Here is a 14,481-nt window from a genome sequence, read left to right on the forward strand (position 1 = left end):
TCGTGGATCCTGTGGCAGGGCGCACAAGCCTGGTGACAGGCGCGCAATCTATTGTCCTGGCGGGCATTATAACGAACGGACTTATGCAAACCAGCCCGATTTGTGGCTTAAGGTATGTCGCGTCCTGTGTTACCATTGCGCGCTGTTTAAGCCAAAGAACAACTAATTAGGGATTAAGGCTTTCTATGAGCGATCTGGCCAGAGAGATCACGCCGATCAACATCGAAGAAGAGCTCAAGAGTTCCTATCTGGATTACGCCATGAGCGTGATCGTAGGACGAGCTCTGCCGGATGTGCGTGATGGCTTGAAACCGGTTCACCGCCGCGTTCTGTTTGCTATGAACGAGTTGGGGAACGACTGGAACAAGCCCTACAAGAAATCGGCCCGTGTGGTCGGTGACGTAATAGGTAAATATCACCCGCATGGCGATAGCGCCGTGTATGACACCATCGTCCGCTTGGCGCAGGATTTCTCCATGCGTTACATGCTGGTCGACGGTCAGGGCAACTTCGGTTCGGTCGACGGCGACAGCGCCGCCGCCATGCGTTACACCGAAGTGCGGATGGCGCGCATCTCCCACGAGTTGCTGGCCGATCTGGACAAAGAGACCGTGGACTGGGTGCCGAACTACGACGGCACCGAGATGATCCCGGCTGTCATGCCCACCAAAGTGCCCAACCTGCTGGTCAACGGCTCCTCCGGTATCGCGGTGGGCATGGCGACCAACATTCCGCCCCACAACCTCACCGAGATCGTCAACGGCTGTCTGGCGTTGATCGAGAATGGCAATCTCACCATCGATGAGCTGATGACCTATATCAGCGGCCCTGACTTCCCCACCGGCGCCATCATCAACGGTCGCTCCGGCATAGTGCAGGCGTACCGCACCGGTCGTGGCTCCATCTATGTGCGTGCCAAGGCCGAAGTGGAAGTGGACGACAAGACGAGTCGCGAGACCATCATCGTTCACGAGCTGCCTTATCAGGTGAACAAGGCGCGGTTGATCGAGAAGATCGCCGAGCTGGTCAAAGAGAAAAAGGTTGAGGGCATCAGTGCCCTGCGCGATGAGTCTGATAAAGACGGCATGCGCATCGTTATCGAGATCAAGCGCGGCGAGTCCGGCGAGATTGTGCTGAACAATCTCTACAAGCACACCCAGATGCAGACCACGTTCGGCATCAACATGGTGGCGCTCGATAACAACCAGCCCAAGGTGATGAACCTTAAAGAGATCCTGGATGCCTTCCTGCTGCACCGCCGTGAGGTAGTGACCCGCCGGACCGTGTTCGAACTGCGCAAGGCGCGGGATCGGGCCCACATCCTGGAAGGCCTGGCGGTTGCGCTGGCCAACATCGACCCCATCATCGCGCTGATCCGTCACTCCGACACCCCGGCGGACGCCAAGGCCAAGCTTGTGGCGAACGGCTGGGAGCTCGGCAACGTGGCCGCCATGCTGGAAAAAGCAGGCGACGACGCGGCCCGTCCCGAGTGGCTGGAGCCCCAGTTCGGTATCCGTGAAGGCCAGTACTTCCTGACCGAGCAGCAAGCCCAGGCCATCCTTGACTTGCGTCTGCACAAGCTGACCGGCCTCGAGCACGAGAAGATCCTGGAAGAGTACCAATCTCTGCTGGACCTGATCGCCGAGCTGCTGTTCATCCTGGCAAGCCCGGAACGGCTGATGGAAGTGATCCGCGATGAGCTGGTGGCCGTGCGCGAGCAGTATGGCGACGCGCGCCGCACCGAGATCAACTTCTCCAGCATCGAGCTCAATACCAAGGATCTGATCACCCCGGAAGACGTTGTCGTCACCTTGTCTCACCAGGGCTATGTGAAGTATCAGCCGCTGACCGACTACGAGGCGCAGCGTCGTGGTGGCAAGGGCAAGTCGGCTACCCGGATCAAGGAAGAGGACTTCGTGGAGCGTCTGTTGGTGGCCAACACCCACGACACCATCCTGTGCTTCTCCACCCGTGGCAAGGTCTACTGGCTCGAGGTGTATCAGCTGCCGGAGGCGTCCCGTGGCGCCCGCGGCCGTCCGATCATCAACCTGTTGCCGCTGGAAGAGGGTGAGCGCATCACCGCCATCCTGCCGGTCAACGAGTACAGCGACGACAAGTACGTCTTCTTCGCCACCGCCGACGGTACCGTGAAGAAGACCAGCCTGTCTGCGTTCAGCCGTCCGCTCTCCTCCGGTATTCGTGCCATCAACCTCAAAGAGGGCGATGAGCTGATCGGGGTAGACATCACCGATGGCAGCAACGAGATCATGCTGTTCTCCGACGCGGGCAAGGTGGTTCGCTTCGCAGAAGGCAGCGGCCGCGCTGACGCGGATGCCAGCGACGACGTCGAAACAGATGACGACGCCGGCAACGACGATGAAGGCAGCGACACTAGCGACGGTGCCGAAGGCAGCGAAACCAAGGGTGCCTTCAAGGGCGTGCGTCCCATGGGTCGTACCGCCGCCGGTGTCCGCGGTATCCGTCTGCCGAGTGGCAACAAGGTGGTCTCCCTCATCGTCCCCCGTGGCGAGGGCGCCATCCTTACCGCCACCGAGAACGGTTACGGCAAGCGCACCGCGCTGGACGAGTACCCGACCAAGAGCCGTGGTACCCAGGGCGTCATCTCCATCAAGGTGGATGAGCGTAACGGCAAGGTGATCGATGCTATCCAGGTCGAAGATACCGACCAGATCATGCTGATCACCAACGGTGGCACCCTGGTGCGTACTCGCGTCAGCGAGGTGAGCATCATAGGTCGTAACACCGGCGGTGTCCGTCTGATCCGGACCGGTGAAGACGAGACCGTGGTCGGCCTGCAGCGCATCGCCGAGAGCGACGAGGAAGAGACCGACGTCGTGGCCATCGACGGTGAGCAGGTAGAAGGCGCAGACAACGCGTCAGATGCCGGTGCTACCGACGGCGCCAGCGAAGAGGGGACGGCGAGCGACGAATAATCGCCCGTTTACTCCGATAAAAAAGAGCGACCCCAGGGTCGCTCTTTTTATTGCGCTATTTTTATCGCCAGCCTGGCGATCCTATCTCTGTTATTCGCTATCGCTCCCCATTAAGCAGTTCATTGATATCGAAAGATATCCATTTAATAGCCGTTTGTACTGCCGTAACCGCTCCGGACACGGCCAGTGGGCAGGGTCGGTGCTGACAGCGCCGACAACGGGATCCCGCGTCATCAAGGGATCATCAGGTCGTCATCCCGCTGTCACAGGGGCGAGGCAAGCTGCCACTGTCCGAGCGCCAAAGGTGAACTCGGCAATTCCATCGATACCATCCAAGAGGAGCATGCCATGACCAGCTGGATAATGTGGGAGATCTGGTGGAGCCGGATGTGGGGGGCAGAGGCCAAGGGCGTCTTGGCGGAGGAAGAGGAGGTGGCCCATGAACCATCGCGCCTGCCGGTGGAGTTGATTGCCCGGCCCAAGCCAGCCCGGCCTTTGCGGCCCAGGGGCTGAGCAGTCAGGGGCTGAGCGGATAAAGGCAGCGCCGACCTTCAGAACAGCCGTAACTGCTCGTTTGGGCGAATGAAGCGGGTCAGGTTCAGCTGAACGTGGCGCTTGCCAAGCTGCAGCCGCTTGCTGATCAGCCGAAAGCGCTGGGCCAGCAAGTCCGCAAACTGCCCCTCGCCCCGCATGCGAGTACCGAAGGCGGGGCTGTTGAGGTTGCCGCCCCGGCTGGCCCTCAACTGGTTCAGGATGGCTTCCTTCTGGCCGGGGTAGTGCTCGTCCAGCCAGTCGCTGAAGAGTGTTGTCAGCTCGTGGGGCAGGCGCAGCAGTATGTAGTCGGCGCAGCCGGCACCGGCCTCGACCGCCGACTTGATGATCTGCTCCAGCTCGGGTTCGTTCAGGCGCGGGATCATGGGGGCGGCCAATACCCCGACCGGCACCCCGGCCCCGGCCAGCTTCTCGATCACCTTCAAGCGCCCGGCGCCCGTGCTGGCGCGAGGCTCCAGTTGCCGCCTCAGCGTCTCGTTGAGGGTGGTGACCGACACCATCACCTGACAGAGCCCCTCTCGGGCCAATTCGCTCAGCAGGTCGAGGTCGCGCAATATCATGGCGCTCTTGGTGATGATCCCAACCGGATGGCGGTGGGCCAGCATCACCTCCAGCAGCTCACGGGTGAGCCGGTATTGATGCTCGATGGGCTGATAGGGATCGGTATTGGCGCCGAGCACTATGGTCTGGGGCTGGTAGCTCGGTTTGGCGAATTCCCGCCGCAGCAGCGCGGCGGCATTGAGTTTGGCAAACAGCTTGGTCTCGAAATCCAGCCCCGGCGAGAGCTCCAGATAGGCGTGGCTGGGCCTGGCATAGCAATAGATGCAGCCGTGCTCGCAGCCCTGATAGGGGTTGATGGAGCGGCCGAAGGGCACATCCGGCGACAGGTTGTGGCTGATGATGCTCTTCGCCTCTATCTCGCGCACCTCTGTTTGAGGCGCCTGCGGTTGAAACGCGGTTTCCCACTCCTGTGCCTGCCAGCCATCGTCGATGGCCTCGATCTGGGGGCCACTGAAGCGGTGCTCGACATTGTGACTGCTGCCTCGTCCTGCCATCTCACCATACCAATACTGTTTATATATACAGTTATTGTGGCGAGGGTCTCGGCAAACTGCAAGTCCGGCCGTTCGCCTTAGGTAAAACTGCATCGCAAATGAATCTGCCGCTTGATCTGTTGCTACATTTCGTTTACATAGACGAAATGAGAACTGGATCACGGAAATCATCATGAAGCCCACTACCTCACGCTGGCTGTTTATCGGAGTGATCAGTCTGGTCATCTGGCGCCTGATCCCGCTCTCCACCGAGCAGGAGCTGGCGTCTGCCAACCGGGCCTGGCGCGTCGGCCACTTCGAGCAGGCGACCCACATCTGGCTGCCGCTGGCGGAGCAGGGGCAGCCCAGGGCCCAGGCACTGATGGGCTGGAGCCACGAGCTGGGGCAGGGGAGCGAGCAGGATCTGGTCCGTGCCATCGCGCTCTATCGTCGCTCCGCCGAGGCGGGGGATGCCTTCGGCCAATATCGGCTGGCGGATCTTTATCTGCGTGGGGTCGGGGTGCCACGGGATCTGCGCGCGGCCTTCCACTGGATGGAGCTGGCGGCCCGCAACGGCGATGTGCCCGCCATGCTGAAAGTGGGGGTGCTGCACCTGATGGGGGCTAACGGTCGGGTCGACATGGGGCAGGCGAAACAGTGGCTCTATCAGGCTTCGCAGAAGGGCAACAAGCTGGCCCTGCGGGTCTTGCAGGAGCTGGCCTTGGCCGAAGAGGGGAACAGTACCTTCGATTTCAACGGGCAGTCGCTGCTGGGAGAGGGCTAGCCGTGGGTGGCCGGCCCCCTCTCCTCATTGAATATCAGTTTTCTCAAGCACTGGCGGTTACCTTGCCCGGGGTGACGTCGATGACATAGAGGGTGCTGCGCTCGCTGCTGTGCACTATGCTGCACACCTCGCGCTTGCTGCCGTCGCTCAGGATCACCAGCTCGCCAAGATGGACGGGGCAGTGGGTCGTCAGTATGTGATCCGGATGGATGATCTTCTCCGCGTGCTCCGGAAACGAAATCTCATAGCTGTACATCTTTCTCTTCCTCTCAGACGAACGTCTATCTCGAAACCTAGCACCCGGTCGCCATTACCGCCGCTCTCAACAGCGGCAAAGACCCTGCCATTGCTGTATGTAAAATCGCCCTGGCAACTTGTCTGAGTCGTGACGTCTGATACAATCCTCACTGTTCCTGTCAATGAATAGCCTCGCACGGACATCAAAGTGCGTATCACGGCGTGTACCAACCGTATTGTGAACGGTGAAACATCAAAGTGAATGGCTTGATTTTAAAGGACTTCTTCAATCTGCATGTGGCCTTTGGTAGGGGTCACCACTGTACAAGGAAACTCATAATGCCAATCATTACTCTGCCTGACGGCAGCCAACGTCAATTTGCCCACGCCGTTTCCGTCATGGACGTCGCCGCGGACATAGGTCCGGGCCTCGCCAAGGCGTGCATTGCCGGTCGGGTGAACGGTGAACTGGTGGATGCCTGCGAGCTGATCGAAGCCGACGCCTCCCTGGCCATCATCACCGCCAAAGACGAAGAGGGTCTGGACATCCTGCGCCACTCCTGTGCGCACCTGCTGGGTCATGCCATCAAGCAGCTCTGGCCCCAGACCAAGATGGCCATAGGTCCGGTCATCGACAACGGTTTCTACTACGACATCGATCTCGATCGCACCCTGACCGACGAGGATCTGGCTGCCCTGGAAGAGCGCATGCTGGCGCTGGCCGCCAAGGATTACGACGTCGTCAAGAAGAAGGTCTCCTGGCAGGAAGCACGCGACGTGTTCGAAGCCCGTGGCGAGACCTACAAGGTCGAGATCCTGGATCAGAACATTGCCCGTGATGACCAGCCTGGTCTGTATCATCATGAAGAGTACGTCGACATGTGTCGCGGCCCCCACGTGCCGAACATGCGTCACTGCCACCATTTCAAGTTGCAGAAGATGTCCGGCGCCTACTGGCGTGGCGACTCCAACAACAAGATGCTACAGCGTATCTACGGCACCGCCTGGGCCGACAAGAAGCAGCTGAAGGCTTACCTGCAGCGTCTGGAAGAGGCCGCCAAGCGCGACCACCGCAAAATTGGCAAGCAGCTCGATCTCTACCACATGCAGGAAGAAGCGCCCGGCATGGTGTTCTGGCACAACGACGGCTGGACCATCTTCCGCGAGCTGGAAACCTTCATCCGCGGCAAGCTCAAGGAGTACGACTATCAGGAGGTGAAAGGCCCCTTCATGATGGATCGCGTGCTGTGGGAGCGTTCAGGTCACTGGGAGAAATACGCCCAGGCCATGTTCACCACCCAGTCCGAGAACCGTGAGTACGCCATCAAGCCGATGAACTGCCCGGGTCACGTGCAGATCTTCAACCAGGGTCTGAAGTCCTATCGCGATCTGCCCCTGCGCATGGCCGAGTTCGGCTCCTGTCACCGCAACGAGCCGTCAGGCTCCCTGCACGGCCTGATGCGGGTACGTGGCTTCACCCAGGATGATGCTCACATCTTCTGTACCGAAGCGCAGATCATGGAAGAGGTCTCGGCCTGTATCCGCATGGTCTACGACGTCTACGGCACCTTCGGTTTCGAGAACATCGTGGTCAAGCTGTCCACCCGTCCCGAACAGCGTATCGGCTCGGATGAGGCCTGGGATCGCGCCGAGGCCGCCCTGGCGGAAGCCTTGGTGCTGAACGGTCTGAAGTACGATCTGCAGCCGGGTGAGGGCGCCTTCTACGGTCCCAAGATTGAATTCACCCTGCACGATTGTCTTGATCGTGCGTGGCAGTGTGGTACCGTGCAGCTCGATTTTGCCTTGCCGGGTCGTCTGGGTGCCACCTACGTGGGTGAAGATAACGAGCGCCATGTGCCCGTCATGATCCACCGCGCCATTCTGGGGTCCCTCGAGCGTTTCATCGGGATCCTGACTGAAGAGTACGCCGGACTGTTCCCGACCTGGTTGGCACCGACTCAGGCCGTGGTCATGAATATCACGGACAATCAGGCCGAATATGCGGTGAAAGTTGCCAAAGCATTGAATGATGCGGGCCTTCGCGCAAAAGCGGACTTGAGAAATGAGAAGATTGGCTTTAAAATCCGCGAGCATACTTTGAAACGAGTTCCTTTCATGTTGGTCTGCGGCGATAAAGAAGTTGAAGCCGGCAAGATTGCAGTACGGACTCGTAAAGGGGCTGACCTGGGCACTTATCCTGTTGAAGAGTTAATCGCTCTGTTGACCCAGGAAGTTCAGACCCGCGGACAAAAGAAAGTGGAGGAATAAGCTATAAAAGGCGGAAAAAAACTGGGCAAGCAACCGCAAGCCCGCGCTCACCGGATCAATGAAGAGATCCGTCTGAAAGAAGTTCGTCTGACCGGTTTGGATGGTGAAGCCATTGGCATCGTCTCCATCCAAGATGCTCTGAACTTGGCCCTTGAGGCTGGAGTGGATCTGGTCGAGATCAGTCCTAACGCTGAGCCGCCCGTTTGCCGGATCATGGATTACGGCAAATTCCTCTACGAAAAGAGCAAGACCACCAAAGAACAGAAGAAAAAGCAGAAAGTCGTCCAGGTCAAGGAAATCAAATTCCGTCCTGGCACTGACGAAGGCGACTATCAGGTAAAACTACGCAACCTGGTTCGCTTTCTGGAAGACGGGGACAAGGCTAAGGTCACCCTGCGCTTCCGTGGTCGTGAAATGGCCCACCAGGATCTTGGTATCAAGGTTCTGGAGCGAGTCAAAAACGATCTGGAAGAGTTGGCCGTAGTAGAATCGTTCCCGAAAGTCGAAGGCCGTCAAGCAGTGATGGTTCTCGCACCTAAGAAGAAATCTTAAGGCCCACAAGAAATTGACTCATGGGCATGTCCTATGAGTCGGTTCGCCTTGCGATTTTGTTGTCACTCACAATGCGGAGTATGAAATGCCGAAGATGAAAACCAACCGGGGCGCCGCAAAGCGCTTCAAGAAGACTGGCTCAGGTCGCTTCAAGTGCAAGCACAACCACCTGCGTCACATCCTGACCAAGAAGAGCAGTAAGCGTAAGCGTAAGCTGGGGCCGAAGTTCATGGTTTCTGCTGCCGACCACAAACGTGTTGTCGCTTGTCTGCCGTACGCATAAGGGGGATGTGAAAAATGCCAAGAGTTAAACGTGGTGTGACCGCTCGCGCTCGTCACAAGAAAGTAATGAAAGCCGCCAAGGGTTACTACGGCGCCCGTTCCCGTGTCTACCGCGTAGCGGTACAAGCGGTAACTAAAGCCGGTCAGTATGCCTACCGTGACCGTCGTCAGAAGAAACGTCAGTTCCGTCAACTGTGGATCGCGCGTATCAACGCTGCTGCCCGTCAGAACGGTCTGTCCTACAGCCGTCTGATCAACGGTCTGAAGAAGGCTTCTATCGAGATCGATCGCAAGATCCTGTCCGATATCGCCGTTCACGACAAGCTGGCTTTCACCGCCCTGGTTGAAAAAGCTAAAGCAGCTCTGGTTTAATCCGGTTCTGTTATGAAAGATAAAAGGAGGCTTAGGCCTCCTTTTTTGTTTTTGTCCCGCCTCGCTTTTGAAACTATCTCGTGGCATGACAGCTATTGTCGCGGGCAGTGGGCAAACGAAACTCCTCCTCTATCTCGCTGTTGTGTAACGATTAACCAATTCGTCCATGGCGCCATCGTTGCGTCCTCATCCTCCTCTTGCCACATTGGGCTACCAGTTCGTCCTCCCTTCCCGCCAGCACTGGCCTCGGGCCCATTGACCCTGCCATCCCTTTGACCTCGACGCTTCCCTCACTTGCTTGGCATCGTCAGCGACGCTTTACGCTGTACATATAACAACCCATTGTTTTTGTTATGTAAAAACTTGATTAAGGGTGGATCTCAAGAGAGTCTGTATGGGTTGTGTGTTTGTAATAAGAAGAGAAAGTCCGTTTACAACAGGGAGAAAACATGAAACCGATGCACAGGAAGTTAAAATCCGTCTTCGTCAAGCTGATGCTGGCCGGTCTGGTGACCAGCTTGTCTGTTCCGAGCTTTGCCGCAGAGGATCTGCGCAAGGATGCCGCCGCCGCGACCCAGAGCGCCAATGACCAACTGCTCAAGCAACTGCCCTTCGCAGACAAGACCGATTTCGAGAACGCCAACAAGGGCTTTATTGCGGCCCTGCCACCAGCCCCCATCAAGGGGGAGGCGGGCAATCTTATCTGGGATCCGCAGAAGTACGGCTTCATCAAGGAAGGGGAGAAGGCGCCCGCGACCGTCAACCCCAGCCTGTGGCGTCAGGCTCAGCTGATCAACATCAGCGGCCTGTTCAAGGTAACGGACGGCATCTATCAGATCCGTAACCTGGATCTGTCCAACATGACCATCATCGAGGGCAAGGAGGGAATCACCCTCGTCGATCCGCTGGTATCGGCAGAAACCGCCAAGATTGGCCTGGATCTCTACTACAAGCATCAGGGCAACAAGCCGGTCAAGGCTGTCATCTATACCCACAGCCACGTTGACCACTATGGTGGCGTGCGCGGTGTGGTTGACGAGGCCGACGTGAAGGCCGGCAAGGTGAAGATCTACGCACCGGAAGGCTTCATGGAAGCCGCCGTCGCTGAGAACATCATGGCGGGCAACGTCATGAGCCGCCGCGCCAGCTACATGTATGGCAACCTGCTGCCAGCCGACGAGAAAGGCCAGGTCGGTGCCGGCCTGGGTACTACCACCTCGGCGGGGACAGTGACCCTGATCGCCCCCACCGATATCATCACCAAGACCGGTCAGAAAGAGGTCATCGACGGGCTGACCTATGAGTTCATGATGGCGCCGGGTTCGGAGGCTCCGTCCGAGATGCTGTGGTACATCGAGGAGAAGAAAGCCATCTCCGCCGCCGAAGATGCGACCCACACCCTGCACAACACCTATTCCCTGCGCGGCGCCAAGATCCGCGAGCCGCTGCCCTGGTCCAAGTATCTGAACCAGGCGCTCTCCATGTGGGGGGACAAGGCCGAGATCATGTTTGCCCAACACCACTGGCCAACCTGGGGCAACAAGGAAGTCACCACCTTGCTCAAATCCCAGCGCGACCTCTATCGCTACATCAACGATGAGACTCTGCGTCTGGCCAACATGGGCTACACCCGTGACGAGATCGCCGAGCAGTTCAAGTTGCCGGATTCCCTGGCCAACACCTGGGCCAACCGCGGCTACTATGGCTCCATCAGCCACAACGTGAAGGCGACCTACGTGCTCTACCTGGGCTGGTTTGACGGCAACCCGGCCACCCTGAACGAGCTGACGCCGAGCGAATCGGCCAAGAAGTATGTGGAGTTCATGGGCGGTGACGACGAGGTGCTGAAAAAAGCCAAGGCCTCCTATGACAAGGGTGAGTATCGCTGGGTCGCTCAGGTGGTCAAACACGTGGTGTTTGCCGATCCGAACAACAAGGCCGCCCGTGAGCTGGAAGCCGATGCCCTCGAGCAGATGGGCTATCAGGCCGAATCCGGCCCCTGGCGCAACTTCTACCTGACCGGGGCCAAGGAGCTGCGCAGCGGCGTGACCCAGTTGCCGACCCCGAACACCGCGAGCCCGGATACGGTGCGCGCCATGTCGCTGGACATGTTCTTCGACTATCTGGCGGTGCGTCTGAACGGGCCCAAGTCCGGCAACGCCAAGGCGGTGATGAACTTTGACTTCGGCGATACCGGTGGCAAGTACAAGGTGGAGCTGGAGAACGGGGTGCTGAATCACACGGCGAATGCTGAGGCCAGCAATGCCGACACCACAATCGCGTTGTCGCGGGATACCCTGAACAACCTGATCCTGAAGCAGACCACCCTGGACAAGGCCATCGCGGCGGGGGAGGTGAAGGTGACGGGCAACGGCGACAAGCTCAAGGAAGTGCTGGGTTACATGGACAACTTCGAGTTCTGGTTCAATATCGTGACGCCCTGAGTCGTCACAACCCAATGTTAAGGGCGTGGCCATTGGCCACGCCCTTTTTTATGCCTGAATGAACAGCGGCGCGACCGCCCGCCATCGGGGGAAGCACCGCGAAGAGGGCTTATTTCGTCTGGGTGGCGGCTTCGATGATGAGGGCCGTCACCTCATCGGCCCTGGAGACCAGAGACGCATGGCTGGCCGCGAGCGTGATGCACTTGCGTGGCTTGATCCGCGCCGCCATCCGCTGCTGGTTGTCCGGGCTTATCATGCGGTCTTCGCTGGAGATCTGGTACCAGCTTGGCTTCTGCTGCCAGGCCGGCGCTGTGATGTTGTTGCCGAAGGTGGAACCCAGCGGTGCCTTCTGGGTGACGGCCATCACCTGCGCCTCTTCCGGGGTGAGATCCTGGCAGAAACTGGCGTGAAACTCGCTTTGCTTGAGCCAGAGATAACCGTCACTGTCGGGGACTATGTTGGCCATGGCCGCCGGTGGGCTGGCATGGGTAATGGCGCCCGGGCTCTCGCCCGCATCGGGAGCGAAGGCGGCGATATAGACCAGGCCGATGACGTTGGGCATGTCGCCCATCTCGGTGATCACGGCGCCGCCATAGGAGTGACCGACCAGCAGCACGGGACCGGCCTGCTGCGCCACCATCTTGCGGGTCCGCTCGGCGTCGTCGGCCAGCGAGGTCAGGGGCAGCTCAACCGCCTGCAACTGGGTAAAACCGTGTCGAAACAATCGGGTGATGACTCTACGCCAGTGCATGGCGCCGCCCCAAAAGCCGTGAACCAGGATGATGGTGGGTTGTTCGTTCATGGTGCCGTTCTCCTCGTGGTAACCAGGCGGTCACTTGCGGGCCGCTGACAGTACACCAGTATAGTGACGGCCAATCCAGTGAGGTGCTGCGAGCCTGCCCGCGGTTTTTGATCCGGCGAGAAGCTTGCTAACATGCCAGCCTCCCTGCCCCCAGGCTGGCATCGACGGCCAGGTTGTCTATCGCGGGCTCACTCGGTGATCACTCAAGGAAAAGCGCGTGCTGAAAGAAAACTTCAATGAGCTCCAGCTCTTCCTGGCGGTGGCGCGAGAGCGAAGCTTTACCCGGGCGGCGGGCAAGCTGGGGGTCTCTCAATCCGCCCTGAGCCACGCCATCAAGGCGCTGGAAGAGCGGTTGAATATCCGGTTATTGACCCGTACTACCCGCAGTGTGGCGCCTACTGAAACGGGAGAAAGGATCATCGCCTGCCTGGAGCCCCGTCTGGCGGATCTCGAACTGGCGTTGGGGGCCATAGTCCAGAGCCACGGCAGCGCCGCCGGCAATCTGCGCCTCTCCGCCGGTGAGCACGCGGCGCGCAGCCTGCTGTGGCCCAAGCTCAAACCGTTTCTCAAGGCTTATCCGCAGATCAAGGTGGAGTTGGTAGTGGACAACGGCCTCGTCGATATCGTCGCCGATCGCTTCGATGGGGGCGTGCGGCTGGGGGAGAGCGTCGACAAGGACATGGTAGCTGTGCGGATAGGGCCTGACATGCGCATGGTGGTGGTCGGCTCCCCCGCCTATCTGGCGAACTGGGGCACGCCGCAGACACCCCATGAGCTGCAGCAGCACTGCTGCATCAACATGCGCCTGCCCACCGCCGGCGGCCTCTATCACTGGGAGTTTGAACAGGACGGCAAGCCCTTGCGGGTGAGGGTGGAGGGCCAGCTGACCCTTAATCTGCTCGGTGAGCGGATCGAGGCCGCCGAGGAGGGGCTGGGGCTCGCCTGCGTGCCGGAAGACATGGTGCACAATGCCCTGGAGGCGGGGACTCTGGTGCAGGTGCTGGCCGACTGGTGCCCGACCTTCGCGGGGTATCACCTCTATTACCCGAGTCGCAAGCAGCACACCCCCGCCTTTGCACTTTTGATTGAGGCGCTGCGCTACGGACAATGAAGGCCTTGCCAGCAAGGGTTGGCGATAACCGCCAGCCCCGACAAGGCCCATCTTGCCATCAACGCCCGACGTGGGCCTGCAACGCGGCCGGATAGCGATCCCCGACGATCTGCACCTGCTCGAGCAGGCCAGCTATCTGGGCAAGCTCCGCCGGCGTCAGCCTCAGCTGCGCTGCCCCCAGATTCTCGTCGAGGCGCGGCAACTTGGTGGTGCCGGGAATGGGCACTATCCAGGGTTGCTGTGCCAGCAGCCAGGCGAGGGCGATCTGGGCCGGAGTGACCCCTCTTTGCGCGGCCAATGCACTGAGCAGTGCCACCAGCCGCTCATTGGCCGCCAGCGCCTCGGCGGCGAAGCGGGGCACTTGGCTTCGAAAATCATCCGCGGCAAAGGTGGTGCCCGCCTTGATGGCGCCGGTCAGGAAGCCTCTGCCCAGCGGGCTGAACGGCACGAAACCAATCCCCAGCTCTGCCAGCAGTGGCAAGATTTCTCGCTCGGGCTCTCGCCACCAGAGAGAATACTCGCTCTGCAGCGCCGTCACAGGTTGCACCGCGTGGGCCCGCCTGATGGTCTGGGCACCAGCCTCCGACAGGCCGAAGTGCTTGACCTTGCCCTCGGCAATCAGATCTTTCACCGTGCCGGCGACCTCTTCAATGGGCACCTCGGGATCGACGCGGTGCTGATAGAGCAGATCGATGACATCCGTCTGCAGGCGGCGCAAGGAGCCTTCGACGGCCGCCCGTATCTGCTCGGGGTGACTGTTGAGGGGCCGTTGTTGGCGGTCATTCCCAAGGTTGAAGCCAAATTTGGTGGCGATCACCACCCGATCCCGCAGCGGTTTCAAGGCTTCACCCACCACCTCTTCATTGAGATAGGGGCCATACACCTCGGCGGTGTCGAACAGGGTCACGCCACGCTCCACGGCGGCGCGAATAAGGGCCACGGCCTGGCCGCGATCGGTGGCCGGGCCATAGCCCTGGCTCAGCCCCATGCAGCCAAGGCCGAGCGCGCTGACACTCAGGCCGGATTGACCTAGAAGACGGGTCTGCATCATCAAATTCCTCACTGGTTATTGGTGTTCGAGTGGGGTTC

At 59.6% G+C, this 14,481-nt stretch carries 13 protein-coding genes; 9 read left to right on the forward strand and 4 right to left on the reverse strand.

Annotated elements, in window-relative coordinates; translation table 11 throughout:
• Positions 1 to 185 precede the first annotated feature (185 nt).
• Together gyrA and BN1124_RS21480 are read left to right on the forward strand one after the other, a co-directional pair.
• On the forward strand, positions 186 to 2,954 hold the full coding sequence (gyrA, locus tag BN1124_RS00810) for a DNA topoisomerase (ATP-hydrolyzing) subunit A (protein WP_042638190.1): 2,769 nt from the start codon (positions 186 to 188) through the stop codon (positions 2,952 to 2,954).
• Between the two features lie 348 nt (positions 2,955 to 3,302).
• Positions 3,303 to 3,467, forward strand: coding sequence for a hypothetical protein (locus BN1124_RS21480; RefSeq protein ID WP_197066151.1), 165 nt, complete (start codon positions 3,303 to 3,305; stop codon positions 3,465 to 3,467).
• Positions 3,468 to 3,505: 38 nt separating this feature from the next.
• Here BN1124_RS21480 and BN1124_RS00815 read toward each other — a convergent pair whose 3' ends face one another.
• Positions 3,506 to 4,561, reverse strand: a complete 1,056-nt coding sequence (locus BN1124_RS00815) for a PA0069 family radical SAM protein (protein WP_042638192.1) — start codon at positions 4,559 to 4,561, stop codon at positions 3,506 to 3,508.
• A 172-nt stretch (positions 4,562 to 4,733) separates the two neighbouring features.
• On the opposite strand from BN1124_RS00815, the gene BN1124_RS00820 reads away from it, so the two are divergent.
• Entirely contained in the window at positions 4,734 to 5,324 is a 591-nt protein-coding gene (locus BN1124_RS00820; protein WP_042638193.1) for a tetratricopeptide repeat protein, read from the forward strand.
• A 43-nt stretch (positions 5,325 to 5,367) separates the two neighbouring features.
• Here BN1124_RS00820 and BN1124_RS00825 read toward each other — a convergent pair whose 3' ends face one another.
• Entirely contained in the window at positions 5,368 to 5,580 is a 213-nt protein-coding gene (locus BN1124_RS00825; RefSeq protein ID WP_042638195.1) for a hypothetical protein, read from the reverse strand.
• 320 nt (positions 5,581 to 5,900) lie between these two features.
• Here BN1124_RS00825 and thrS point away from each other — a divergent pair, with 320 nt between their 5' ends.
• From thrS to BN1124_RS00850, 5 genes are all read left to right on the forward strand, one after another.
• Positions 5,901 to 7,829: a threonine--tRNA ligase gene (thrS, locus tag BN1124_RS00830; protein WP_042638198.1), complete on the forward strand. Its 1,929-nt coding sequence runs from the start codon at positions 5,901 to 5,903 to the stop codon at positions 7,827 to 7,829.
• 21 nt (positions 7,830 to 7,850) lie between these two features.
• The gene (gene infC, locus BN1124_RS00835; protein WP_236661587.1) at positions 7,851 to 8,381 is read left to right on the forward strand and encodes a translation initiation factor IF-3; all 531 of its coding nucleotides are present in this window, start codon (positions 7,851 to 7,853) and stop codon (positions 8,379 to 8,381) included.
• A gap of 85 nt (positions 8,382 to 8,466) precedes the next feature.
• The gene (gene rpmI / locus BN1124_RS00840) at positions 8,467 to 8,664 is read left to right on the forward strand and encodes a 50S ribosomal protein L35 (protein WP_005315535.1); all 198 of its coding nucleotides are present in this window, start codon (positions 8,467 to 8,469) and stop codon (positions 8,662 to 8,664) included.
• 14 nt (positions 8,665 to 8,678) lie between these two features.
• A complete protein-coding gene (gene rplT, locus BN1124_RS00845; RefSeq protein ID WP_005300683.1) occupies positions 8,679 to 9,035 on the forward strand; it encodes a 50S ribosomal protein L20 in 357 nt (118 codons plus the stop codon).
• A 449-nt stretch (positions 9,036 to 9,484) separates the two neighbouring features.
• On the forward strand, positions 9,485 to 11,479 hold the full coding sequence (locus BN1124_RS00850; RefSeq protein WP_231553578.1) for an alkyl/aryl-sulfatase: 1,995 nt from the start codon (positions 9,485 to 9,487) through the stop codon (positions 11,477 to 11,479).
• Positions 11,480 to 11,588: 109 nt separating this feature from the next.
• On the opposite strand, the gene BN1124_RS00855 is transcribed toward BN1124_RS00850, so the two are convergent.
• The gene (locus tag BN1124_RS00855; RefSeq protein ID WP_042638209.1) at positions 11,589 to 12,281 is read right to left on the reverse strand and encodes an alpha/beta hydrolase; all 693 of its coding nucleotides are present in this window, start codon (positions 12,279 to 12,281) and stop codon (positions 11,589 to 11,591) included.
• A gap of 217 nt (positions 12,282 to 12,498) precedes the next feature.
• Between BN1124_RS00855 and BN1124_RS00860 the strand changes: the two genes are divergently transcribed.
• Positions 12,499 to 13,392 carry a LysR family transcriptional regulator gene (locus BN1124_RS00860; protein ID WP_042638211.1) on the forward strand — a complete coding sequence of 298 codons (894 nt, stop codon included), beginning with the start codon at positions 12,499 to 12,501 and terminating at the stop codon, positions 13,390 to 13,392.
• Between the two features lie 58 nt (positions 13,393 to 13,450).
• On the opposite strand, the gene BN1124_RS00865 is transcribed toward BN1124_RS00860, so the two are convergent.
• Positions 13,451 to 14,440, reverse strand: coding sequence for an aldo/keto reductase (locus BN1124_RS00865; protein ID WP_042638213.1), 990 nt, complete (start codon positions 14,438 to 14,440; stop codon positions 13,451 to 13,453).
• Positions 14,441 to 14,481: the final 41 nt, after the last annotated feature.

It is taken from the genome of Aeromonas eucrenophila, assembly GCF_000819865.1.
Lineage (GTDB): Bacteria > Pseudomonadota > Gammaproteobacteria > Enterobacterales > Aeromonadaceae > Aeromonas > Aeromonas eucrenophila.

Bases quoted from the DNA above. Each gene is read 5' to 3' on its own strand.
- BN1124_RS00815 (WP_042638192.1), bottom strand. From the start codon at position 4,561: ATGGCAGGACGAGGCAGCAGTCACAATGTCGAGCACCGCTTCAGTGGC.
- rpmI (WP_005315535.1), top strand. From the start codon at position 8,467: ATGCCGAAGATGAAAACCAACCGGGGCGCCGCAAAGCGCTTCAAGAAG.
- thrS (WP_042638198.1), top strand. From the start codon at position 5,901: ATGCCAATCATTACTCTGCCTGACGGCAGCCAACGTCAATTTGCCCAC.
- BN1124_RS00825 (WP_042638195.1), bottom strand. From the start codon at position 5,580: ATGTACAGCTATGAGATTTCGTTTCCGGAGCACGCGGAGAAGATCATC.
- BN1124_RS00820 (WP_042638193.1), top strand. From the start codon at position 4,734: ATGAAGCCCACTACCTCACGCTGGCTGTTTATCGGAGTGATCAGTCTG.
- rplT (WP_005300683.1), top strand. From the start codon at position 8,679: ATGCCAAGAGTTAAACGTGGTGTGACCGCTCGCGCTCGTCACAAGAAA.
- BN1124_RS00850 (WP_231553578.1), top strand. From the start codon at position 9,485: ATGAAACCGATGCACAGGAAGTTAAAATCCGTCTTCGTCAAGCTGATG.
- gyrA (WP_042638190.1), top strand. From the start codon at position 186: ATGAGCGATCTGGCCAGAGAGATCACGCCGATCAACATCGAAGAAGAG.
- BN1124_RS00865 (WP_042638213.1), bottom strand. From the start codon at position 14,440: ATGCAGACCCGTCTTCTAGGTCAATCCGGCCTGAGTGTCAGCGCGCTC.
- BN1124_RS00855 (WP_042638209.1), bottom strand. From the start codon at position 12,281: ATGAACGAACAACCCACCATCATCCTGGTTCACGGCTTTTGGGGCGGC.
- BN1124_RS21480 (WP_197066151.1), top strand. From the start codon at position 3,303: ATGACCAGCTGGATAATGTGGGAGATCTGGTGGAGCCGGATGTGGGGG.